Genomic DNA, 26,203 nt, shown 5'->3' with positions numbered 1-26,203 from the left:
TGACCTTTTTATTTTCTAAAAAATTGTCTGCTTATTTTCTAATTATTGGCGTCAAAAATTATAAATGCTTGCAAATAAAAACAAAAAGTTTGTTTTTTGTCTATCAACGGTTCACTATTCAGATAAAATGCTTACAATTTAAATAAAAACGATGTAATTGGATAACAATGGGACATTATGACGTGCATAATACCTTTCATAAAGTGCTTTTTTTCTCAAAAAGAGAAAAAAGGCTATTTTATTAATACGGATTTTCCTCTTCGTGCAATTTATAAGGTACAGGAAGATCTTTATAACTTAGGGCATGCTATAGCTTCTGGTAAAGAAATTTTACTCCCTGAATATGACGGAGTAGAAGATTTTCGCAAGAGATTGAATGAAAATGCTAAACTTATTCTTCATGCCTTTCATACCAGTGATTTTGCTGCCCGAAATGATGAGACCATCGCACCGTCTGCTCAATGGCTCATTGATAATCATTACACCATTGATAAAACCATACAAAAGCTACGTCGTAATCTGCCCAAGTCTTTCATAAAGCAACTTCCTCTTTCTACACACAAAGCGGGAATACCACGAATTTTTGCTTTAACTTGGCTTTATATTGCGCATACCGATAGCAGCTTTTCACAAGAAACACTCACTGCTATAACCAACGGATTTCAAGAAGTTTGTGCGCTCACAATTGGTGAATTGTGGGCTCTTCCTTCTGTTATGCAAATGCTGCTCATTGAAAATGTCCGTCGTCTTTCAGTCCGTATCGAAAAAGCGCGACATATGCGCCATCTTGCTAATCAAGTAGCTAATAAAATTTCTTTTGTAGAAAATAAAACAAATCTACACTCTCTCTTTACGCAGTATAAACCGTTTACTGTTGATCCAACGTTTTCAGCACATTTATTCTATCGCCTACGCAGTGCATCTGTCGATTCAACCGTAGCATTAACTTGGCTTGAAAAGCAATTGAAAAGCCAAGGCAGTAGCTTAGAAATTGCAACAGCTGATGAACATACCCGACAAGCAGCAGATGGTGTGACCATGGGAAATATTATCCGTGCTCTTAAAGCTATAGATGATGTTGATTGGACAGCATGGTTTGAAACAGTGAGTTGTGTCGATTCTATTTTGCGTAAAAATAGTGATTTTTCTGAAATTGATTCTCACTCACGCAATATTTATCGACAAGTCATTGAAAAAGTTGCACGCTTTTCGCCTCTTAGTGAGCTGGAAATTGCACATAAAGTTGTAGAAATGGCAAATTCCACTTCTAAAGATATGCCTCATCATTCTTGTGTGGGGTGGTACCTTGTTGATGATGGTCGTGGCATATTTGAAAAGGCTTGTGGATATATCCCGCCCTTTCTCATAAAATGGACACGAGCTTCTTGCTCAAAATTGAGAGTCATCGCCATTCCTGTCTCTTTTCTGACGCTCGCTCTTTTGCTTGTAATTTACGCCCTTTTACAAATATCTGGCATGACATCATGGATGTCTTTTTGCTTTACTGTATTAGCGCTTTTTCCTGCTATCGATGCTGCTTTTGCTTTATTTAACACTGTTGTTTCATGGTTTGTCCCATCAAGACAACTCATTGGCTATGAATATAAAGAAGGTATTCCAAAACATGCACGGACAATGGTTGTTGTACCTACTTTGATGACATCACGCGATGATATTGATGAACAAGTACGCAGTCTTGAAGTGCACTATCTTTCCAATCCTAAAGGTGCCATTCATTTTGCACTCATTACAGATTGGGTGGATGCTCCATTGAGAGAAACGCAAGATGATCTTGATTTATTGCACTATGCGCAAAAGAGTATTGATAAACTCAATAGTCGTTATCATCGTGATGAACTTCCTCTTTTTTTCCTTTTACATCGCCGACGCCTTTATAATACAAGCGAAAAATGTTGGATGGGTTGGGAACGAAAGCGAGGAAAACTTCATGAACTCAATCGGCTCTTAAGAGGCGATGAAAACACAAGCTTTTATCCTCCCAATCCACATCTTCCTATGGATTGCCGTTTTGTTATGACGTTGGATTGTGATACACGTCTTACTCCAGAGAGCGTCGCAAAACTTGTTGGAAAGCTTAACCATCCACTCAATCATCCCATTTTTGATCCGCAAAGTGGAAAGGTTGTAAAGGGCTATAGCATTTTACAACCACGCATTATTCCTTCGCTTACAACAGGAAAAAAAACATCAATTCTCCAACGGGTTTTTTCTATCAACCGTGGCATTGATCCTTATGTTTTTGCCGTTTCTGATACTTATCAAGATCTTTTAGGAGAAGGTACCTTTATCGGTAAAGGTCTTTATAATATTGATGCATTCGAACAAGCGCTTGATGGCAAAATTAAAGAAAATACTATCCTTAGTCATGATCTCTTAGAAGGAGGTTATGCTCGTACTGCTCTGGTGAGTAGCATAGAAGTCATTGAAGATTATCCAACCGCTTATAATATTGATGTTATGCGTTATCATCGCTGGATTCGCGGTGATTGGCAGCTTTTGCCTTATCTTTTTTTCCACCGTCAAATAAGTTTCGTGACGCGTTGGAAAATGCAGGATAATTTACGTCGTTCTCTTACTCCACTTATGTGGTTAATCGCAGCATTTGCAGGATGGGCTTTTTTGTCTTTCAAGAGTGCAATTGTCTGGCAAATATTCTTGTTGTTTAGCTCCTTCATTTCTCCCATTCTATGTGTATTAAAAACGCTAGTCTCGTCCAATATAGATCATTCTTTGCGTGGACATTTTCAATTAATTTGGAACAAAACTGCTCTTACAAGCGCTGATATATTTCTTAAAACGACGTTTCTTGCTCATTCGGCGTATTTTATGACCGATGCGATTATTCGTACACTCTATCGTATGACGATTTCAAAACAGCATCTTCTTGAATGGAAAACTTCTGCCGCAACAAAATCAATGCCCAATAGTTTGCGTTTCTATGTTTTTACAATGGCACCAGCATCGCTTATTGGTATCCTTACTATAGCACTCCCTCTTTTTTCTGATAGTTTTGCAAGCTTGATTGCTTTGCCTTTTGGGATAGCATGGTTTTTTTCACCCTTCATTGCTTGGATTGTGAGTCAACCTTCAACCTTTCAAGATAGCCTTGATCTTTCTTCAAAAGATGAAAAAAAACTTCGCTCTATTGCACGGCGTACATGGCTTTATTATACAACCTTTGTCAATGCACAAAACAACTATTTGCCTCCCGATAATTTTCAAGAAGATCCTGAACCTCTTGTTGCTCAACGTACATCTCCTACGAATATTGGCGTTTATCTCCTTTCTATTATTGCGGCACGTGATTTTGGCTGGATTGGTTTTGAAGAGACCATTACCCGTATTGAGTGTACATTACGCTCTCTTACAAAAATGGAAAAGTTCCGTGGTCATCTCTATAATTGGTATGAAACGGATACACTCAGGCCTCTTTTACCTACTTATGTATCAACCGTTGATTCAGGAAATCTTGCCGGTCATTTGATAACACTCTCTTCTGCCTTAAGTGAATGGGCTGAAAAACCGCATCTTTTTTTTCAAAGTGATCGAGAAGGCTTATCGGATGTTCTTGCTATTCTTGAAGAAACTGTCAGAGAAATTCCAGATCATCAACCCAATTTACGCTCTTTACGTCAAAAAATTGAAGAAAACATCACTCGTTTTCATGACTCTGTCCTCACTTTTGTAGAACAAGAAAATACGATTCCTTCTCACATCACAGACCTTTCACATGCAGCCCACGATATTGTGCACTTAGTCAGTGAACTTGACCACAAAATTCAAACGATAGAATCTGCTCATGCGCTTTCTTGGGCTAAATGCGTTATCGATACCTGTAACGCTTATCATTATGATGCGACTGCTCATTGTGATACTGACAAATTACGTAAAAAATTAAACAGACTGGCTATAGTGGCACGGCAAGTAGCCTTTGATATGAAATTTGACTTTTTAGAACAGCCTAAACGGCATCTCTTATCTATTGGATATCGTGTTCAAGAAAACAAACTCGATGACAATTGTTATGATCTACTTGCTTCAGAAGCACGTCTTGCAAGTTTTTTTGCTATCGCAAAAGGAGACATAAAACTTAAACATTGGTTTCGTCTTGGCCGACTCCTCGTACCCATAGGTTGGAAAGGTGCGCTCCTATCATGGTCTGGATCGATGTTCGAATATCTTATGCCATCTCTCATAATGCATGAACCTTTAGGATCTCTCCTAGATCAAACAAATCGATTGATTATTCGTTGTCAAATACAATATGCCCATAAACGGGAATTGCCATGGGGTATTTCAGAGGCCGCATTTAACGCTCGCGATCATTTAATGAATTACCAATACGCTCATTTTGGTGTTCCAAACCTCGGACTCCAACGTGGTCTTTCACGCAATGCTGTCATAGCTCCCTATGCCAGCCTTCTAGCGGCACAATATGCTCCTGCTTGTGCTGTTGCTAATTTAAAACGACTCCGTGATCTTGGAGCTTTAGGAACATATGGTTATTATGACTCTGTCGATTTTACCCCTTCACGCGTGAAAACAGGGGAAAAATACGCTGTTGTACGCAATTATTATGCGCACCATCATGGCATGTCTATCCTTGCTCTTAACAATGTTATTTTTCAAGGGCGAATGCGTGATCGTTTTCACCGTGATCCCGTTGTTGAAGCAACGCAACTGCTGTTACAGGAAAGAGCGCCTCATCTTATTCCTATTATTCATACCAAAGCTGTTAATCGTATGCGCAACAAGTCTCAAGCATTTGACGCCGCCCCTTTGCGCATTATTACAAACCCGTTGTTCAAACCACGAGCAACTTTACTTTTGTCTAATGGCTTTTATTTTACTATGTTAACAGCGAATGGTTCTGGTTACAGCCGTTGGCGCGATTATGCGATTACGCGTTTTATTCCCGATGCAACAGAAGATCAACAAGGTACTTTATTCTTCTTACGGGATACGCATAGTGGACGGTGGTGGTCTGTTACTGGTGAACCAACACGTGTTATTGAAGAAGAAGCTGTCAGCATTTTTACAGATGAAAAGGCTGAATATACAAAAATGGTTGATGGTATAAAATCAACACTTGAATGTCTTATTACATCTGAAGGATGTGGCGAAGGTAGACGTATTCAACTGATGAATACGACAAATAAAGAGCGCCTCATTGAAGTGACTTCTTATGGTGAATTAGCGCTTGCCACAATGGGCACAGACCAAGCTCATCCTGTTTTTTCCCGCATGTTTATAGAGACAGAAATTGCTGAGGAAGGTAAAACAATTTTTGCCAAAAGGCGCAAACGCTCACCTAGCGATCCTGAAATCTATGTTGCTCATTTTGTCTCCAGTACAACAGATACTCTCCGAGAGACAGAAGCTGAAACGGATCGCTCTCTTTTTATTGGGCGGGGCCGATCCATTCATCGGCCCGCTGCATTTGATCAAAATGCTCGTTTCAGTAACAGTCAAGGTTGCGTTCTTGATCCTGTTATGTCATTGCGATGCCGTATAAAAATTCCAGCCCATGAAAAAGCAGAACTTATTTTTTGGACTTTTGCTGCTCATACAAAAGAAGCACTAAATAATCATATTAAACATTATCGACAACCTGATATGTTTCAAAAAGAACTTTCAATGGCATGGACGCGCTCACAAGTTGCACTGTATCAGAGCGGAACCCAGCTTAAAGAAGCTATTGTCTATCAAAAATATGCAACACCGCTTATTTATCCAGAAAGAACGTGGCGTCTTCCTTCTGAAATATTAGCAAAAACGCTAGGAAAACAGTCTGATCTTTGGCCCATGTCTATCTCAGGAGACAATCCACTCTGTCTTCTTAGATTAAATAACGAGGGAAATATAACCGTACTGCGCGAGCTCCTTAAAGCACATGAATATTGGCGTATGCGCGGACTCATTGTGGATTTGGTCATTCTTAATGAACAAACATTTTCCTATATACAAAATACACAACGCGCTCTTGAGTGGGTCTGTGAATCTTATTATCACCACATGCAAAAAGCAGATGAACGCCAACATATTTTCATGCTTCGGCGCGATCAAATGAGTGAACAAAGCTTTAAAACGCTTCTTGCATCAGCGCGCATCGTTCTTGATGCCCAAAATGGCTCTTTATCTGAACAGCTTAAACGATTTGATGAGAGTGATTTTGATCTTACAATTCGTAAAAATTATCAAGAATCTTATGATCAATTAGATTACCAAAAATATAACGAAGGAAGGCAAGTTACAACACAAACTGAACAAAATTTTTTTGCTTCCATTGGTCTTATTAGCCAACGAAAACCATCTTCTTTTCCCATAAATGGAGAAGATCTAAAATATTGGAATGGTTACGGTGGTTTTAACCAGTATAACCATTATGTAATACGTCTTCATGGACGTACAACTACACCGCACCCGTGGATTAACGTCATCGCTAATCACAAATTTGGTTTTCATGTCTCTGCTGAAGGTGCAATTTTTACTTGGGTTAACAATAGCCGCGATTATAAATTAACTCCTTGGGCAAATGATCCAACATCTAACCGGCCAGGAGAAGCACTTTATCTGGTTGATCGCCAGTCTTTAAAACGTTTTTCACCCGTTTCTACTGTTGAATGTGATGAAAATATTGTCTATGAGGCTTGTCATGGGTTTGGATTCTCAACTTTTAAATCAACACATTCAGAAATCGCATTAGAACTGACTCATACACTTGATCCCGAAAAACCTATTCGCTTTTCACGTCTTATCCTTACGAATGAAGGGAAAGAACCACGCAGTTTACGCCTTTATAATTATGTTGAATGGGTTTTGGGAAATACCCGTACAAAATATGCCCCCTTCATTATTTCCTCTTATGAGGACAAAAGGGGTGTACATTTTATTCAAAATCCTTATCACATTGAAAAATCTCAACAAGTCACATTCTTATCGGCATCTGAAATGCCAACCAGCACCACAACCAATCGTGCTGAATTTATTGGTGCAACGGGAACCGTAACGCATCCAACTGCGATCCGTAAAGCTGGTGCTCTTTCGAATACCATTGAAGCAGGATGTGATCCTTGTTCAGCATTTTCCTATGATATTGATCTTCAAGCAGGGCAAACAAAAGAAATCATCTTTTATCTTGGTAGTGCTGAAAATAGACAAGAAGCTGAAAAATTACTCAATCAAGTACGTGCAAGTGATTTTGAAATTCTGCTCACAAAACAAAAACAGCAATGGAGCGATTTTGTTTCTCCTTTTCAAGTTAAAACACCGGATCCCTCTTTTGATATTATGGTCAATCATTGGCTCCCTTATCAGACCTATGCATGCCGCATCATGGCACGCGCAGGATTTTACCAAGCTAGTGGTGCATTTGGCTTCCGTGACCAATTGCAAGATAGCTTGTCTTTACTCCTCCTTGAACCACAACTGGCACGTGAACAATTGTTAAACGCTGCAGCCCATCAATTTCCCGAAGGTGATGTACAGCATTGGTGGTTGCCTGACACCAACGCAGGCGTTCGCACACGCATTTCTGATGACATTGTTTGGCTAGCCTATGGTAGCGCCCTTTATGTTAACACCACTGGTGAGTACGACTTTCTTGATATTCCCATTGCGTTCATTGAAGGCCCTCCTCTAGAGATAGAACAACAAGATGCTTATTTTCAACCCACGCAATCTCAAAAAACAGCAACACTTTATGAACATTGTTCTTTAGCTTTAGATCTTGCCATCAAACGTTGTGGTCAACATGGTCTTCCTCTCATCTTAGGCGGAGATTGGAATGATGGCATGAATTTAGTGGGCATTGGAGAAAAAGGGGAAAGTACTTGGTTGGGTTGGTTTCTTGGCACTACACTACAAGCATTTATTCCTCTTGCCAAAAAACGTGGCGACCATAACCATGCTAACACATGGAGTGCATACCTTAAACATTTGACTACAGCTTTAGAAAAAAATGGTTGGGATGGCGCTTGGTATCGACGTGGTTATTTTGATGATGGAACACCCCTTGGTTCTAAAATAAATGATGAATGCCAAATTGATACCATTGCGCAATCTTGGGCTGTCATTTCTCAAATGGCATCACTTAAGCGCCAAAAACAAGCAATGGCTTCTATGCTTGAACATCTATGGGACAAAAAAGCCGGCATTATACGTCTTTTTTGGCCTCCTTTTGATAAAAGTACTCTCGAACCTGGTTATATAAAAGGTTATCCTCCAGGCATTCGAGAAAATGGTGGTCAATATACGCATGGTGCTATTTGGAGCATTCTAGCGCTTGCTGAGATGGGTGAAGCAGACAAAGCTTATTCTCTATTTTCTATGATCAATCCAATCACCCATGGTAAAAATCCTGAAGTTTATCGTGTTGAACCCTATGTTATGGCTGCAGACATCTACGCCATTGAACCACGTCGTGGACAAGGCGGTTGGACATGGTATACAGGTTCAGCAGGATGGTTCTACCATACCGCGATACAAGCCATTCTTGGGATTCAACGTCAAGGCAATCTGTTGTTTTTAAAACCACATTTACCCTCCTCTTGGCCTAAATATGAAACAAAAATAAAATTTTATGATGCCATCTATACTATCAAAGTAAAATGGGGATCTGAAAATATGCTTAGTGTTGACGGTAAGAAATATGCCAAACTTAACGCAGGAATAAAGTTAAAAAAAATAGGTCAACATGAAATCATACGTATTCTTAAATCTTAAAAACAGAAAAAATAACAGGCTTTTTTATTCTTGCTCAAAGCCACAGAATTGTTATATTTTCTGCACTCCCTATATTGACCATATTGGTGCACAATAATTTTAGATTCTATGAGACTGAAAGAAAAAGGGTTATGAATCATCCGGATATTGCTAGACGTGTTTACAATCATACTTGGAAACTTGATCCCATTATTCGTTCACTTCTCGATACGGATTTTTATAAGCTTCTTATGGTACAGATGATTTGGGGGTTGTATCCTGATGTTAATGTTACTTTTTCCCTCATAAATCGCTCTAAAACAATACGTCTTGCCGATGATATTGATGAGAGTGAATTACGTGCTCAACTTGATCATGCTCTTAGTTTGCGCTTTACAAAAAAAGAAATGATCTGGCTTGCTGGTAATACATTTTATGGACGCAAACAAATTTTTGAACCGGATTTTCTTCAGTTGCTTGAGAATTTTCAACTCCCAGAATATGAACTAACCCGCAAAGATGGCCAATATATGCTTCATTTTTATGGTTCGTGGGCTCATAGCTCTATGTGGGAAATTCCAGCCCTTGCTATTATCAGTGAATTACGTTCACGTGCAGCTCTCAAAAAACTAGATCGTTTTGCTCTTGATGTACTTTATGCGCGTGCTAAAGCAAAAATGTGGAGTAAAGTTGAACGTCTCAAAAAATTGCCTGATATTAAAATATCTGACTTTGGGACAAGGCGTCGCCATTCTTTTTTATGGCAGCGCTGGTGTGTGGAAGCATTAAAAGAAGGCATTGGTAATTCTTTTACTGGAACTTCTAATGTTCTTCTTGCCATGGATACGGATTTAGAAGCTCTTGGAACCAATGCACACGAATTGCCCATGGTTATTGCGGCTCTCAGCAACAACGATGATGAATTACGCAGAGCTCCATATCAAGTCTTGCAAGATTGGAACCGTTATTATGGTGGAAATCTTCTCATTGTTTTACCTGATACCTTTGGTACAGAAGCATTTTTACGCAATGCACCAGATTGGGTCGCTGATTGGACAGGTTTCAGACCCGATAGTGCGCCCCCTATTGAAGGTGGCGAACGTATTATTCAATGGTGGAAAGAAAAAGGAAAAGATCCACGCGAAAAACTTTTAATTTTTTCTGATGCTCTTGATGTCAATACAATTGAAAAAACCTATCATCATTTCCATGGTAGAGTGCGCATGAGTTTTGGATGGGGCACGGATCTTACCAATGACTTTACAGGCTGTGCACCTCAGGAAATCGAAACTCTTGATGCTCTTTCCCTTGTTTGTAAGGTGACCTATGCTAATGGTCGACCAGCCGTAAAACTTTCAGATAATCCTGAAAAAACGATCGGTAATTCAAAAGAAGTACAACGTTATCTCAATTTTTTTAGTAATAAAAAGCGAATTGCTAGATCTATAAAGACGTAGTTTCCGGTTCTTTAAAACGAGTATATTGACTCACCATATTGTTTATAAGATTGATTTTTGTCCTGCCCTAAAGATGGGGTTCTTAACCTTTGCTGGTCTGTAAATAGTTCGGCTGTTTTTTGAGCAGATTCTACTTGGGCTACCACGCATACGCTTCACTTACATAAGGATCGACAGATCAGATTTAAAAAAATACTTAACGTGCTAGGGAAGTTTAGCCAAGGGGGCTTCCTTATATCATTTTCATAAATAACGGTGTTATACGGCATAACAAGATACTATCATTTTGCATGTTGAATGAGCGCGAATATCATAAATTTTTCTCATTTCAACCCTGTTAAATCAAGCACACTAATCTCCTTGCGTGTATGAAGATTTTCAATTTTTAAGGGTTGTTGTTGTAGCTCGACAGTAGGTTTTGTACTAAGTGGGAAGAGATAGGATTAAGTAGGAATACGTGGTAATTTGTTGTTTTTATGTACAATTTTGACCATTAAATGCGCATTTTGTCAAAATAAATTTTGACGCCTAAAATTGCAAAAATTACCGAAAATCAGAAAAAATGCGTTTCCATAGTAAAAATGAAAAAAGGCTTTGAAATCCCTTTGAGAACACCTTTAAAATTCTTTGAAAAAAAATAAATTGGTAAAAAAACTAGTGTCAAAATATACAAAACCAAATGATAAGCTACAATTGTAACATTAGGAATTGCTAAGGCAACATTGGAGGATGACAAATAGCATGGTGACTATCAGTGTGCATTTTGCAAGGCAAGGATGATAGTGCCCAAATAGATTTTATAAACTTTACAGGAGATTTTACTTTATCCAATGTATGGTCTGCTATCATGAAATGCGTAAAGCGTTGAGAAATGTTTCATAAAAATAAATGTGTAAATAACATGATTTGGGAGACCTTTTGTTTTACATGGGGGGCATGACTTCATTAACAAACAGAGAATGCAATAATATTTTTATTTCGAATAAACTTATACAAAGATAGAGAATTTATTTATTCGCATATTATAATAAGAATGCGTGTATGCATAAAACCATCTGAAAAATTCTGTTGTTTTTTAAGAATTATCCTTAAGCTAAGAACAGATGTAACATTAAAGATTGATATAATAGACCGGTTTCTTAACTGTATAAGTATAAAATGATGATGTTTAGTAAGCTTTGTATTATATCCTCATTAAGAGATATGAAAACAAACGAAACGTCTTTTTAGAAAGAAAAGGCTATCATATCAATGACTTTTCAATGACGTATATATAGAGATTCATACAAACATGTCTTATAAAAATAATGACTCTCTTTCATGAATGTGGTTTATCCAAGTGAGAACATTTTGAGTGTGCGTAAACAGTCTTCTTTGTTCATAAAAATCATTTCACAAACATATTATTAATTAATTGCTTTCAAAAAGCTTACTACTTCATATGCATTTTGGATATGGAGAGCTTATATTCAAAACTTAAAAGTCCTCATAGTTTTTACAAATAAGTCGAAGCTAAAAAGAATATCTCATAAAGCCTTTTCTATCCTTATGAAGATGGACGTGTTACAATATAAATGCCAATTAGCAATAATATAACCGCAACAAGTAAGGAAATCCATAAAGGAGGGTGTACCATTACGAAAAAGGATAAAAATCCTCCTGTCATACTCATCATTGCAAAAACTTTAACGAATGGAGAGATTGCTTTTTTTTCTTCCCATCGCTTAAGAGGGGGACCAAAAATACGATGATTATTCAACCATTGATGAAAACGTGGAGAAGAACGCGTAAAACACCATGAGGCAACCAATAAAAAAGGCACAGTTGGCATAATAGGTAATACTACACCGATAATACCTAATATAACCATTATCCAACCTGCTATATAATAGCAGATACGCAAAAGATGCGATATCTTCAAATCGTTTTTCATTTTCTCGTACTATTTTCCTCTACGCAAAACCTTCTACAAAAACATTGTATCTGTTTTTTTCTGTTTACATGTCCGAGTGCACAATTACGTTCTACCCTTTTATGCGTAAGCGTCTTTGCTGTTATAAGTTCCTTGAAAATACCGAATAGCTTACGCAATATGATAATCATTTTAAATGATTTCAAGAAAAGAGAAGAGATTTTAGAAAATCAAAAAAATAAAAAGGCTGCAGAATAAATCAATGCAGCCTCTTAATTAAGAATGCAGCGTTGGGGGGGGGAGAAAATGCACTGCATTCACCTGCTAGACATTAGGAGGAAAAATAACCTAGCACCCCGAACTCTAATTAAAATAAAAATGAGAAACAATATATAAAAATGCATGGCTGATATGCATGAAATTTAACACTTTCAAGTTTCTTGAACTGTGTTTTGACGAAAGAAAATCATCATGAAAATAGCCATAAAAATCAACGTCAAGATCAACACAATTGTGGAAGCAGAATCAGAGCCGATAAATAAGCTGAGATAAATCCCTAAAAAACCAGAAAAAGCTGCAACAAGTATCGCGATCATTAACATAAAAGAAAACCGCTTTGTAACAAGATAAGCAATTGCTCCTGGTGCTATCAGTAAAGAAATAACGAGCACGATACCTACAGCTTTCAGAGCCGCAACAATTGTAAGAGAAATCATCGTTAGAAGGGTATAGTGGAGTAGAGATATTGGTAACCCCATTGCATGTCCTTGAACTGTATCAAAAATATACAGCATAAAGTCGCGCCATTTTGCTGCTAAAATGAAAGTGACAACAGCAGAAATAATCGCCGTTTGTGTTATATCAAGCCAGTTAACACCCAAAAGATTACCAAATAGAATATGATTCAAATCTAAGCTACTATAAATAGACGTGGCTAAAACAAGCCCCAAACCAAACATCGAAGAAAATACCACACCCATTACCGTGTCCTGTTTGATACGGCTATTGCTCCCTAAAAAACCCGTTAATAGTGCACACACCATTCCTGCAACAAAAGCACCGCAAGTAATCAGAGTCATTGTAATGTTCTCTGGACGCATATGCTGAAACCAAGCAAATGGCAAAGAAGTTAAAAATGCGATTACCCATGGTGTTGTCATATAGCCAACAACAACACCTGGAAAAACTGCATGAGAAATGGCATCGCCTAACAGCGCCCATCCTTTCAAAATAAGAAAACAGGAAAGCATCGCCATGGGAATAGAAAGAATCATGACAATAAGCATACCCTTAAGCATAAAAGAAAACTGAAACGGAAGCAGTAATTGATCAATCATGATAATATTACACCCTTTTTTGCCGCATTTATGCGTAAGCGCGCAGCAATATACCCATGTTTAGGAGCAAAAATAAAAGCCAAAACAAATAAAGATGCTTGAAAAAGCACAACAACCCCCCCCGTTTGTGCATTTAAAAAATAACTCACATAAACACCCAAAACACTCGTAAATGTTCCAATTATAACTGCAATAACCAAGATATTCACGAAACGATCACTTAAAAGATAGGCTGTTGCCCCAGGTGTCACAACAAGACAAATAACCAAGAACGCTCCAACGGTTTGCATAGCAGCAACAGTACAAGCAGCAAGTAATGTGAAAAAGAGAATCTTTAAAAACTTTACATTTAATCCAATGGCATGCGCATGCGTTTCATCAAATAACGAAACAAGAAGATCTTTCCATTTCAAAAGCAATATAAGCAACGAAAAAAAGCCGATAAAAGCCAATTGTAGAATATCTGATGAACTGACGGCTAAAATATTTCCCAAAACAATCGTATCAATATTAACAGCCATTGGTTTTAATGATTTGAGAAACAACCCAAAGGCAAAAAAGGAAGAAAAAATGAGTCCAATAATGGTATCTTCTTTCAGCTTTGTCCGGTGGTTAAAAAAGAGCATTGCTGCTGCTGCAAGACCACCAGAAAAAAAAGCACCGAGTGAAAAAGGTAACCCTAAAAGGTAAGCTCCTGCTACACCAGGAACAATCGAATGGGAAAGAGCATCACCAATTAATGACCAACCTTTTAACATCAAAAAAGCTGAAAGAAAGGCACAAACACACCCAACTAATCCAGAAACCCACATTGCATTCACCATATATTGATAGCTCAGTGGCTCAAGCAACCAAGAAATCATGCAACGTTCTCCACTCTTTCAATATCTTCACAAACTGCAGCCTGCTTTCTTCCCATGAAAACATCATTTTTTTTTGTGCTTTGAAGATCAAAAATATGGTGGTGCAAAGACCCTCCAAAAGTTTTCTCCAGATTTTCCTTTGTAAAGATTTTTTCTGTTAACCCAGAAGCTAAAACGGTTCCTTTTATTAAAACTGTATGATCACAAAATTCGCGAACAGAACCCAAATTGTGAGTTGAAACCAAGATCACTGCTCCTTCTTTACGAAGATCTTGTAACAAAGCAATGATTTTATCTTCTGTTGTAACGTCAACCCCTGTAAATGGCTCATCTAATAAAATAGCTTTTGCTTTCTGTGCAAGAGCGCGTGCTAGGAAAACACGCTTTTTCTGTCCACCAGAAAGTTCTCCAATTTGGCGCTTGGCAAAAGCCAACATATCAACACGTTCTAAGGCAATACGAACGGCTTCATAATCTTGTGTACGGGCATAGCGAAAGAAATTCATATGACCGTACCGCCCCATCAATACAACATCTTCAACCAAGACAGGAAAATTCCAATCAACATCTTCACTTTGAGGAACATAAGCAATGAGGTTTTTTTTCAAAGCTATATCAACGGGCAAATCAAACATGCGAATTTTTCCCTTTGAGGGGCGTACAAACCCCATAATTGCTTTAAATAACGTTGACTTACCGGATCCATTAACACCAACCAATGCCGTAATAGAACCCTTTGGACTTTCAAAATTCACTTCACGTAAAGCTGTATGTCCATTACGATACGTTACCGTTACTCCTTGGGCAAATATTCCACATTCCGTCATTGGCTTTTTACTCCCTCTACTAAAGCATTGCTAATACGCCCACTCGTGACACGTAATAAATCAATATAAGTGGGTACCTCACCATTTTTCTCACTTAAAGAATCAACATAAAGAACACCACCGTATTTAGCTCCTGTTTCTCTGGCAACCTGCTTAGCAGGTGCAGGGGAAATAGTGCTTTCAGAAAAAACTGCATGAATATTGTATTTGCGAACCATATCAATAACATGCTTGACTTGCTGTGGTGTTCCTTGCTGGTCAGCATTGATGGGCCATAAATAAAGTTCTTTTAGATTAAAATCACGCGCCAAATAGCTAAATGCTCCCTCACTGGTCACAAGCCAACGTTTATCTTGTGGTACGGCTTCTAATTCAGCCCTAATTGGATCAATTGTTGCACGAATTTTCTGTTTATAAATTTCAGCATTTTCTTTATAAATAGCAGCATGTTCAGGATCATATTTCACAAAAGCATCGCGAATATTATCAACGTAAATCAAAGCAGAGGTTGGTGACATCCAAGCATGAGGATTGGGTTTGCCGCTAAAGGGGCCATCACCAATTTTAATGGGTACAATACCTTTTGAAACAACAACACTTGGAACATCCTTGATGTTTTGAAAAAACTTTTCAAACCAAAGCTCTAACTCTAATCCATTCCACAATACAAGGTTAGCTCCCTGAGCACGCATAAGATCGCGTGGGGTGGGTTGATATTCATGAATTTCCGCACCTGGTTTTGTAATGGATTCAACCTCAGCGGCATCACCTGCTACATTGCGTGCCATATCAGCAATGATAGTGAATGTCGTAACAGCTTTAAATTTACCAGCACACAAAGCAAAATTGGGTGTAAAAAAAATAACACTTCCAAAAACTATGCTGAAAAACGTTTTTACGTTCATTGATTCTCTCTTTCCTCTATATGCTTTCTTTTTTATTGCAAATAATTTGCATTATCATTTAGCAATAGCAGTTATCTTTTACATTTGCAATGAAGGATTAAGAGAAAAAATAACTTTTCAAGATGTTTAGAAATAGTTTTTTTCATATTGAAAAAATTGATGATTTAAGCAGCTTGTTTTGGTAAGGAGCACCGCTTTCAAGAAGCTCTATCGCTCTTGAATGCCAAATAAAAAGGGAGCACTCAAAAATGCTCCCACTTCATGTAAAATATCTCATAAAAAATGAAAATACTCAGTAGCGCAAATATGCACCTGTCATTTTGGTAACATTATCCACGATCTTTAAGGCAAGCTTTTCTAAATCTTCATCTGTTAGAGTCCGTTCTATGGGCTGAATAGTTACTTCAATCGCAACAGATTTTTTATCTTCGCCAAAGCTTAAATCTTCAAAAATATCAAAAATCTGCACTGAATGAATAAGTTTTTTATCGGCTCCACTTGCCGCACGAATAATAAGAGAAGAGGCAACAGTTTTATCCGCTATAAAGGCAAAATCACGCCGCACCATTTGAAAAGGTGAGAGTTTCAAAGGAGGACGGCTTTTGGTCGTTTTTTTCTTTGATTCTGGAATTCTGTCTAGAAAAATTTCAAAGCCGCATAAAGGGCCACTGACATCTAACTTTTCTAATGTAGCAGGATGAAAAACACCAAAAAAACCAAGAATAATCTTTGATCCAAGTTTTATGACACCTGAACGACCAGGATGATACCAATCGGGCGCTCCAACTTCAATCTGCACTTTTCCAACATCCATATCGCATGCCTCTAAAATAGCTAAAGCATCTGCTTTGGCATCAAAAACATCAACGACGGTTGCATTTCCATTCCAAAAACGACCAGCCCCTTTAAATTGCTCTGTTCCACGACGAATCCCACTAACAACACGGTGTTGTTTATCAGGGGTATCGCCTTCATAAATATTGGAAACTTCAAACAAAGCAAGATCGGAAAAACCACGATCAGCATTTCTCTGTGCCGCCATAATCAAACCAGGTAAAAGGGAAGGACGCATCATTGACATATCAGCAGCAATAGGATTAACCAATTTAAGCTCTTCTTGACCTCCTCCAAAAGCAAGAGCTTGATTTTCAGAAATAAAAGACCATGTTACCGCTTCTTTCATACCACGTTGCACTAAAGCCAAACGTGTAGCACGTGAACGAATTTGTGCGCATGTTAAAATTTGATCTTTTCCTTCTGCGAAGTTTTCCAAAGGAATAGGTTTAATTTTATCTAGCCCATAAATCCTCATGACTTCTTCCACCAAATCGGCTTTCCCCATAATATCAGGGCGCCATGATGGTACTTTTACTGTAACGACATCTCCTTTTCCTTCAACGAAAAATCCAAGTTTTGTTAAAATAGAGATGACTTTTTCAGGCTCTATTTCCAAATTGGTTAAACGTTTAATTTCAGAAAAAGGAAAAACGATCTGTTTGATTTCTTGTTGCTGATAGCCAGCGATCCTCTTCTTAGATACTTCACCACCACAAAGACGTAAGACCAATTCTGTTGCAATCTCAAGCCCTGTTTCCATAAAAGCCGGATCAACACCTCGTTCAAATCGATAACGCGCATCACTGATAAGACCTAATGCTCTTCCTGTTTGTGCAATGTTTTTCGCATCCCAAAGCGCCGATTCAATAATAACACGATGTGTTGTTTCATCACAACTCGTTCTTTCACCGCCCATGATACCGGCAATCGAAACAATCCCATCGTCATCTGCAATGACACAATTCTTAGCGCCCAAATGATAGATTTTTCCGTTCAGTGCTTGAAGCTGTTCTCCCTGACGAGCACAACGTACACACAAATTACCTTTAATTTTATCTGCATCAAAAACATGGAGTGGACGACCAAGGTCAAAACTGATGTAATTGGTCATATCAACAAGCGCATTAATCGGTCTCAAACCAATTGCATTCAAACGCTGTTGCATCCACTGTGGCGATGCTCCATTTTGAACATTGCGAACTTCACGCCAAGCAAAACCTAAACATAATGATGAATCTTGTGAAAAATCTAATGAAATATCGAGAGGTGTTTCAAAGGAAGGTTCAAATTTTGACAAGGATAATTCTTTTAATTTTCCCATTCCGGTGGCAGCAAGATCACGGGCAATACCACGAACACCTGTACAATCAGAGCGATTGGGGGTCAAACCAATATCAATAATCGGATCATCTAAACCAGCATAAGCTGCAAATGAATCTCCAATAGGTGCATCTTCTGGAAGTTCGATAATCCCGTCATGTTCATTTGATAATTCAAGCTCCGCTTGCGAACACATCATCCCAAAACTTTCAACACCGCGGATTTTTCCTACAGATAATGTCACATCGAGTCCTGAAATATAAGTGCCTGGTAGTGCCAGAACACCAACAAGACCTGCACGCGCATTTGGTGCTCCACAGACAACTTGAACAGGTGTAGAAATCCCTGTATCGACGGACAGAATCTGGAGTTTATCTGCATCAGGATGTTTTATTGCAGTTAAAACTTTTGCAATCACAAAACCTTTTAAAGAAGACCGATCATCAACGTAATCAACCTCAAGACCTATAGCTGTTAGTTTCTCACAAATTTCATCCAAAGATGCATTTGTCTCTAAGTGATCTTTTAACCACGACAATGTAAATTTCATTTTAAAACCTCACATGAAAGCGATGACTAAGATCACATATTTCTATTAGGAAAAAAAGCAGGCATATCAAAGCAACGAAAGCCATAATGGTCTAACCAACGCAGATCGGCATCAAAAAAAGCCCGTAAATCAGGCATACCGTATTTCAACATGGCAATACGATCAATGCCCATTCCCCAAGCAAAGCCTTGATATTCATCGGGATCTAAACCAACATTTTTCAACACATGAGGATGCACCATTCCGCATCCTAAAATTTCCAACCAATCCTGTCCTTCTCCGAATTTTACTTCTGAACCAGAACGATCACATTGAATATCCACTTCCATAGATGGTTCGGTAAAAGGGAAAAAAGAGGGACGAAAACGCATTTTTACAGAGGGAACTTCAAAAAATTCTTTACAAAAGGTTTCATGTAACCACATCATATGGGCAATGGTGGAGGTTTTATCAATGACAAGACCTTCTACCTGATGGAACATGGGAGAATGTGTTGCATCCGAATCCATGCGGTAAGTTTTTCCAGGAATAATGATCCGTATCGGTGCTTTTTGTTTTTCTAGTGTGCGAATTTGTACGGGTGATGTATGGGTCCGCAATAATTTTCGTTCTCCCATTTTATCGACATCAAAAAAGAAGGTATCATGCATTTCGCGTGCTGGATGCCCTTCAGGAAAATTCAATGCCGTAAAATTATAATAATCTGTTTCAATATCAGGTCCCTCTGCAAGAGAAAAACCCAACTTCGTATAAATGACAATAATTTCCTCAATCACCTGTGAAATAGGATGAATGCGTCCCCGTTCTATAGGTGAAGAGCGAACAGGCAAGGTAACATCAACCGTTTCACGAGAAAGACGGGCATCCATTGCCTGTCTTTTCAGAAGATCACGCTTTTGCGCCCATAATTCTAAAATACGATTTTTTAATCCATTAAGAACTGGTCCAACTTTATGGCGCTCGCTAGCATCCATTTTTCCTAATGCTTTTAATTTTTCAGAGATGCTACCTTTTTTACCCAATGCTGCAATACGCACTTCCTCAAGTGCTTGTTCATCACCTGCTGCCTCTAAGGCTAAACAAATTTCTTGTTCCAGACGCTCAATATCATTCATATTTTTGCCTATTTTTTAATAAAGAAAAACCCGCACTCGCAATAGCCAGCACGGGACCTCGAATAAATGAATGCTTTAAGAGAACACGACTGGCTTATTTGACAGCGCCTTCGAAAGCATTAGGTGTCGTATCTTTTAAATATTCCAAAGCCTTTTTTGCCGAAGCTACTAAAGCAGAAAATGCTTCTGTCTCATAGATCGCTATATCTGAAAGAACCTTACGATCAACCTCAATACCGGCTTTTGATAAACCATCAATAAAACGTCCATAAGTTAAACCTTCTGCGCGAACAGCCGCATTAATTCTCTGAATCCACAAAGCACGGAAAGTACGTTTCCTATTTTTGCGATCACGATAAGCGTATTGCTTTGAACGATCAACTGCTGCTTTAGCTGCACGAATGGTATTTTTACGACGACCGTAAAAACCTTCAGCCTGTTTAAGAACTTTTTTGTGCTTAGCGTGTGCTGTCACACCTCTTTTCACACGTGCCATATTATAATCTCCTCAAAATCAAAAGCGTAAGGTTTAAACACCATTCGGCAAATAATGCTGAACGACTTTTTTAGCATCTTGTTCACACAAAACCATTGTTCCACGTGCATCGCGAATAAATTTATTCGAACGCTTAATCATGCCGTGGCGCTTACCGGCAGCTGCTACTTTAATTTTGCCTGACGCAGTGATTTTAAACCGCTTTTTAGCGGATGATTTGGTCTTCATCTTGGGCATTTTGCTACTCCATACATTAATTTATTCAATCAAACATCTTATTCACTCAAGCGGACCAACGCTTGAACAAGCATTTAAACAGCCACGGCATGCCCTGCCGGGCGGTTCTAATAGTGTTTCCATAAGCTAGTATACACAAAATAGCAAGACCGTATTACAAAAAAATCGGAGCTCCATTGCCTTGAAGCTCAACTAAAGGTGCCGGAATAGCATTTGTTTTGATAGCTGCTTTACATAGATCAGCAATAATGCATTGCCTACATTGTGCTTTACGTGCTTGGCAAACATAGCGTCCATGTAAAATCAGCCAATGATGTGCATGACGAAGATAATGGATTGGTATAATCTTTAATAATTTTTTCTCAACAATCTCTGGTGTTTTGCCAGGCGCTAAACCAAGACGATTGCTTAAGCGAAAAATATGTGTATCCACTGCCAATGTAGGCTGACCAAAAGCAACATTCAAAACAACATTAGCTGTTTTGCGCCCCACTCCAGGAAGGGACATAAGTGCTTCACGCGTATCAGGTACTTGACCGCCATAACAATCAATTAAACAGTTGCAAAGTGCATAAACATTGCGTGCTTTTGCTCGCCAAAGACCAATTGAACGGATATGATGTGCTATTTCTTCTTCTCCTAATGCAACCATTTTTTCCGGTTGATCAGCAAGGCGAAATAATTCTTTTGTCGCTTTATTAACGCTTACATCTGTCGCTTGAGCCGAAAGCACAACGGCAACCAAAAGCGTAAAAATATTTGTATAGATAAGATCACTCTTAGGCGCTGGGCGTTGCACAGAAAAACGGCGAAATATTTCTGCAATTTCATTTTCATTATATAATATACCAGATAAATTTCGCACTTTTGACAATTTTATGGTACTTTGAGGCATTGAACTCTCTTAAATCTTCTCTCTTGAAGTTATCATTTACGCTCGCCATATGAGAGGAATGCAGCGAACACTTTTATAGAGTTTGGTCAAGTAAAGCCGTTTTAAAGAGGATACTCATGAATGACACATGTGACACCTTTCTCCAATCCCTTTCTTTTAGGGTTTGAAACCGTAGAAAAAATATTGCAACGTATCGGTAAAGCTGATGAGGCTTACCCAGCCTATAATATTGAACGTTTACATAAAAATGATGATGCAAATCATATCCGGATAACTTTGGCTGTTGCTGGATTTAAGGTTAACCATCTTAATATTTTGCTCGATGATAATCAATTGGTTATTCATGGTAAACAAACAGACAACCAAAATCATCAATATTTATATCGCGGTATAGCTGCGCGACAATTTCAGCGAACCTTTGTTCTCGCGGAAGGGATGCATGTTACAAATGCAGAGTTGAAAAATGGTCTTTTATCAATTAATCTGTATCAACCAAAGTTAAAAAAAGAAATAAAACAGATTCCAATTAAAGTCAGTAGTGGTGAGTCATAAAAGTTAAGGCGTAAAGGAACAGTGAAATGGGAGAACATAAACAGAACTTGTCGTTTCAGAACACATCCTACTCTGATGCGGGACAGATTGCCTATTTAAAAAAAGTTTGTACAGATGATTTGGCTAAAAATTTTCCAGATCTTCCACCAATGACCCCAGGAATTACGATATGGGCTCTCTTTGGTGAAACAGGTTATCCTATCATTTTATCCGATGAGCGTTCTATCGCTCTTGCTGGAGCCAATGAGCATGAACTACAAATTGTAACTCTGCACTAGATTATCTTACGAGAAAAAGCTGTACTCTTTATAAATTCTATCTGTTTTTTCGTAAAGGGTGTAATGTGAGTTATAATGAGATAAGTATTGGTTTATATTCATAATTAATTTTTTACAACTGGAATGAGAGTCCCGAATATCATAAGGTTCTCTCATTTTAGATCCTCTTGTATTAAAACAATTAAAGTCACTTGCTTGTATGTCACACGCAGGGAAAGCCATTTAGATAAAAACGCTTGAAGGAAGGAATAAAAATATCTCTTGTTAATTGTCTTAATTACCAAGGATGTTCGCAATATTGGGGATGAAAAAATGTATGATGGTGTCAGTTTGCTTCTTCATAAATGTGAAGATGTCCCTTATAGATTTATATTATTCACGGGGGCTGTTATACCATTCATGGGCGCTATCGTGAAATGGGCTCGAGCGCATTGAAAGATGTTTCTTTAAAATGAGTACATGAAGGCTATAAAAGTGTATTTTGTTTGGGGTGTTCTGTTCTTCCTAAGGGGAGTAACTCCATTGAAGAGTGTAAAAACAAAAGCATGAGATAATGCGTCATCATTATTAAAAAGATATTGCTATGAATGCTTTTGAAAAGTGTAAAGCTGAATTGTAAGGAGATGATAGATTTTTACATGATGCTTTTATATTCTTTCCAAATTAGGCTGTCTTCTTGTTCCAGAAATTACGCAAACAGATAGATGCAATATACTTACCAAATCTGGCCAAATCTGGCATACAAAAATCTGGAACAGTTCGTGCCACACTGAAGCGTTTTGATATTTGTCTCAAACGTGGAATTGCACAGGGATTAGATGTTGATTAACAGGTAATAAGAAAAACAAAGGCTTTATGAAAAAGTTTATGCAGAGCTTTTAATTTTGTGCTTCAAATGCCTCAGTACAAGGTATTTTTCTCTTTTGAATATTAAAGCTCTTGTTTTTATAATGAAGTTACAGCACAACAAGCAAAATGGAATTATTTGAGGGGAAAAAAATAATGCCTTCTTACCGTTCAAGAATATCGACCCACGGGCGTAATATGGCAGGAGCCCGCGGACTTTGGCGTGCAACAGGGATGAAAGATACTGATTTTGGTAAACCCATTATTGCGATTGCGAATTCTTTTACACAATTTGTACCAGGGCATGTCCATTTAAAAGATCTTGGGCAATTAGTCGCACAACAGATAGCAGTTGCCGGTGGTGTTGCGAAAGAATTTAATACCATTGCTGTAGATGATGGAATTGCGATGGGGCACGATGGAATGCTCTATTCTTTGCCCTCACGTGAAATCATTGCTGATTCTGTAGAGTATATGGTTAATGCACATTGTGCGGATGCACTTGTCTGTATTTCTAATTGTGACAAAATTACGCCTGGTATGTTAATGGCTGCTTTACGGTTGAATATTCCGACAATCTTTGTTTCTGGCGGTCCTATGGAAGCAGGTAAGATTAAATGGAAGGATCAAGATCTAAGGGTTGATTTGGTCGATGCCATGGTCGCAGCAGCTTCAGAACAGAATTCAGAAGAAGAAGTTGCTGAAATGGAGCGTGCTGCTTGTCCTACATGTGGTTCTTGTTCAGGAATGTTTACAGCCAACTCCATGAATTGCTTAACGGAAGCATTGGGGCTTTCGCTTCCCGGAAATGGATCAATGTTAGCAACACATGCAGATCGACGGATGCTTTTTGAAGAAGCTGGAAAACAGATTGTTGCATTGGTTAAACGTTATTATGAAAAAGATGATGAAACAGTCTTGCCGCGCTCTATTGCTTCACGCAAGGCTTTTGAAAATGCAATGACCGTTGATATTGCTATGGGGGGATCAACCAATACAGTACTGCATCTTTTAGCCGCGGCGCAAGAAGGTGAAGTGGATTTTACCATGACGGATATTGATCATCTTTCACGTCGTGTTCCTATTTTATGTAAGGTTGCTCCTGCTGTCGCGAATGTACATATGGAAGATGTTCATCGCGCTGGTGGTATTATGGGGCTTTTAGGTGAACTGGATGCGGCAGGACTCATTGATACGTCAACTTATACGGTTCACGCAAAAACAATGAAAGAAGCTCTTTACCGTTGGGATGTGAAACAAACTAATGAACCAACAGTTCGTACATTTTATCGTGCTGCTCCTGGTGGTATTCCAACACAGACAGCTTTTAGCCAATCTTGTCGCTATGAGACCCTTGATCTTGATCGTGAAAAAGGTGTGATTCGCGATAGGGAACATGCATATTCACAAGATGGAGGATTGGCAGTTCTTTATGGAAATCTTGCAAAAGATGGCTGCATTGTAAAAACAGCAGGCGTTGATCAATCAATCTTAACTTTTAAAGGTCCGGCAAGAATTTTTGAAAGCCAAGATTCAGCTGTTTCAGCTATATTAACTGATAAGATTAAAACAGGTGAAATTGTTTTAATCCGTTATGAAGGTCCACGTGGTGGACCTGGAATGCAAGAAATGCTTTATCCAACAAGTTATCTCAAATCTAAAGGATTGGGCAAGGTTTGTGCACTTGTTACAGATGGGCGTTTTTCAGGGGGAAGTTCAGGGCTTTCGATAGGACATATTTCACCAGAAGCTGCTGAAGGAGGAGAAATTGCGTTGGTAGAGGAGGGGGATATCATAGAAATTGATATTCCAAATCGTAGAATTCATATGTTGGTGGATGATATTGAGATGAAGCAGCGCCGTGCTAAGATGGAAGCAAAAGGAAAAGGTGCTTGGCAACCGATTGAGAAGCGTCAGCGTAAAGTTTCAAAGGCTCTCAAAGCCTATGCAGCGATGACCACATCTGCTGCAAAGGGTGCAGTACGTAATATTTGATGAGATGAATGACGCGTCTTATAAAAGAGAGATAGTATTCTGATTTTTTGCATCTTTTGCACGATATTCTAAGCTAATTATTTTATGAGTTTATGAACTTAACAGAATATTTCGAGTCATGATGAGTATGATTAAAAAGCTATCAATACAACTAAAAGCTGCTGAGGATTGCTTATTTTAGCAGCTAGGTAAGACAGATAAAGATAGATATGGTATGATTACTTTTCATATCATATTCCAATTTTATACGAAATTACGATTTCTTGTTACTCATATTTATGAAAGATATTTATTGTAGTGGTGGCATTATCTTGCAATACCGTAAAACACTGTCATTTAGAGCTGTGATATATGGTATTCTTCTTAATATATTTAAGTATTTTTTTAGTGTGTGGTGAATATTCTTAGATTTGTTTATCAGGCTTTGAGTTTAGGTGAATCACATGACTAGGAAGTCAAGGTAAATCTCTTAGAATCTGGACTGTTTGCAGACTTGATTCGAATGAAAATCCTTATCCTTTGAGATGCGGGAAGGAGTTCAAGGATGTTTAGGAAAATAAAATACTGCTGTGATATATTTGATTATATGGTTCATATGAAAACAGTAAAAGAGCTCTTTATAACTTAAAATGTGAAGAAAATGCGAGACCCATTATCTGTGAAGTTATTATGCAAAATGGAGTGGCATCCCAACACCGACAGCTTTAAACTAAAACTGTTGCTATGATAACAATAATATTGATTATGAAAAAGCATAATTCATTAAATATTGCGTATTTGCAAGGTGGAGGAGATTTCATGACAATCTTTGCAAAAAACGACTATCTTGTAAAAATATTCGACATTGACCAATTTTTTGTATACGGGCCAATATTGATCTAAGGAAATATGAAATATAATACATAGGATTTTGCCTCTATATGCATTACACTTATCAAAATATATTGTGTAGAAAAGCGATGGGAATACGGTAAACAACAGTTTATGCTGTGGCATATCAAAAAGGGATACTTTATCTCCTATTAAGAAAGCTTTTTAATAAAAAATAACATCCGTT

Annotated in this window: 16 protein-coding genes; 6 read left to right on the top strand and 10 right to left on the bottom strand. The window is 38.2% G+C overall.

Annotation, left to right across the window (positions count from 1 at the left end):
- The first annotated feature begins 177 nt into the window (after positions 1 to 177).
- Complete coding sequence (locus ACFIJR_RS02080; protein WP_375653387.1) at positions 178 to 8,745, top strand: GH36-type glycosyl hydrolase domain-containing protein; 8,568 nt, start codon at positions 178 to 180, stop codon at positions 8,743 to 8,745.
- Between the two features lie 131 nt (positions 8,746 to 8,876).
- The gene (gene pncB / locus ACFIJR_RS02075; protein ID WP_375653384.1) at positions 8,877 to 10,181 is read left to right on the top strand and encodes a nicotinate phosphoribosyltransferase; all 1,305 of its coding nucleotides are present in this window, start codon (positions 8,877 to 8,879) and stop codon (positions 10,179 to 10,181) included.
- A gap of 1,546 nt (positions 10,182 to 11,727) precedes the next feature.
- On the opposite strand, the gene ACFIJR_RS02070 is transcribed toward pncB, so the two are convergent.
- From ACFIJR_RS02070 to nth, 10 genes are all read right to left on the bottom strand, one after another.
- Positions 11,728 to 12,114, bottom strand: a complete 387-nt coding sequence (locus ACFIJR_RS02070) for a YbaN family protein (protein WP_375626219.1) — start codon at positions 12,112 to 12,114, stop codon at positions 11,728 to 11,730.
- Positions 12,115 to 12,524: 410 nt separating this feature from the next.
- Positions 12,525 to 13,430: a metal ABC transporter permease gene (locus ACFIJR_RS02065; protein WP_012754509.1), complete on the bottom strand. Its 906-nt coding sequence runs from the start codon at positions 13,428 to 13,430 to the stop codon at positions 12,525 to 12,527.
- Entirely contained in the window at positions 13,427 to 14,293 is an 867-nt protein-coding gene (locus ACFIJR_RS02060; RefSeq protein ID WP_375625452.1) for a metal ABC transporter permease, read from the bottom strand. Before ACFIJR_RS02060 ends, ACFIJR_RS02065 begins: the two co-directional genes overlap by 4 nt.
- On the bottom strand, positions 14,290 to 15,120 hold the full coding sequence (locus tag ACFIJR_RS02055) for a manganese/iron ABC transporter ATP-binding protein (RefSeq protein ID WP_375653382.1): 831 nt from the start codon (positions 15,118 to 15,120) through the stop codon (positions 14,290 to 14,292). Before ACFIJR_RS02055 ends, ACFIJR_RS02060 begins: the two co-directional genes overlap by 4 nt.
- Entirely contained in the window at positions 15,117 to 16,025 is a 909-nt protein-coding gene (locus tag ACFIJR_RS02050) for a metal ABC transporter substrate-binding protein (protein ID WP_375653379.1), read from the bottom strand. Before ACFIJR_RS02050 ends, ACFIJR_RS02055 begins: the two co-directional genes overlap by 4 nt.
- Positions 16,026 to 16,317: 292 nt before the next feature.
- On the bottom strand, positions 16,318 to 18,732 hold the full coding sequence (gene pheT, locus ACFIJR_RS02045; protein WP_375653377.1) for a phenylalanine--tRNA ligase subunit beta: 2,415 nt from the start codon (positions 18,730 to 18,732) through the stop codon (positions 16,318 to 16,320).
- Between the two features lie 32 nt (positions 18,733 to 18,764).
- Positions 18,765 to 19,847, bottom strand: coding sequence for a phenylalanine--tRNA ligase subunit alpha (gene pheS / locus ACFIJR_RS02040; protein ID WP_375653375.1), 1,083 nt, complete (start codon positions 19,845 to 19,847; stop codon positions 18,765 to 18,767).
- Between the two features lie 94 nt (positions 19,848 to 19,941).
- Positions 19,942 to 20,343 carry a 50S ribosomal protein L20 gene (gene rplT, locus ACFIJR_RS02035; protein WP_212111582.1) on the bottom strand — a complete coding sequence of 134 codons (402 nt, stop codon included), beginning with the start codon at positions 20,341 to 20,343 and terminating at the stop codon, positions 19,942 to 19,944.
- A gap of 33 nt (positions 20,344 to 20,376) precedes the next feature.
- Positions 20,377 to 20,580 (bottom strand): 50S ribosomal protein L35, encoded by a 204-nt coding sequence (rpmI, locus tag ACFIJR_RS02030; RefSeq protein WP_012754516.1) that lies wholly within the window; start codon positions 20,578 to 20,580, stop codon positions 20,377 to 20,379.
- A gap of 154 nt (positions 20,581 to 20,734) precedes the next feature.
- On the bottom strand, positions 20,735 to 21,475 hold the full coding sequence (nth, locus tag ACFIJR_RS02025) for an endonuclease III (RefSeq protein ID WP_375625446.1): 741 nt from the start codon (positions 21,473 to 21,475) through the stop codon (positions 20,735 to 20,737).
- 120 nt (positions 21,476 to 21,595) lie between these two features.
- Here nth and ACFIJR_RS02020 point away from each other — a divergent pair, with 120 nt between their 5' ends.
- From ACFIJR_RS02020 to ilvD, 4 genes are all read left to right on the top strand, one after another.
- Positions 21,596 to 22,027 (top strand): Hsp20 family protein, encoded by a 432-nt coding sequence (locus ACFIJR_RS02020; protein ID WP_375625445.1) that lies wholly within the window; start codon positions 21,596 to 21,598, stop codon positions 22,025 to 22,027.
- A 26-nt stretch (positions 22,028 to 22,053) separates the two neighbouring features.
- Positions 22,054 to 22,305, top strand: coding sequence for a DUF1150 domain-containing protein (locus tag ACFIJR_RS02015; RefSeq protein WP_012754519.1), 252 nt, complete (start codon positions 22,054 to 22,056; stop codon positions 22,303 to 22,305).
- A gap of 676 nt (positions 22,306 to 22,981) precedes the next feature.
- Positions 22,982 to 23,134, top strand: a complete 153-nt coding sequence (locus ACFIJR_RS02010; RefSeq protein ID WP_375625444.1) for a hypothetical protein — start codon at positions 22,982 to 22,984, stop codon at positions 23,132 to 23,134.
- A gap of 173 nt (positions 23,135 to 23,307) precedes the next feature.
- A complete protein-coding gene (ilvD, locus tag ACFIJR_RS02005) occupies positions 23,308 to 25,146 on the top strand; it encodes a dihydroxy-acid dehydratase (RefSeq protein ID WP_375653372.1) in 1,839 nt (612 codons plus the stop codon).
- Positions 25,147 to 26,203: the final 1,057 nt, after the last annotated feature.

The sequence above is a fragment of the Bartonella sp. OD88NMGDW genome (assembly GCF_042193775.1).
Lineage (GTDB): Bacteria > Pseudomonadota > Alphaproteobacteria > Rhizobiales > Rhizobiaceae > Bartonella > Bartonella grahamii.
This window is presented reverse-complemented; position numbering and strand designations above follow the sequence as displayed.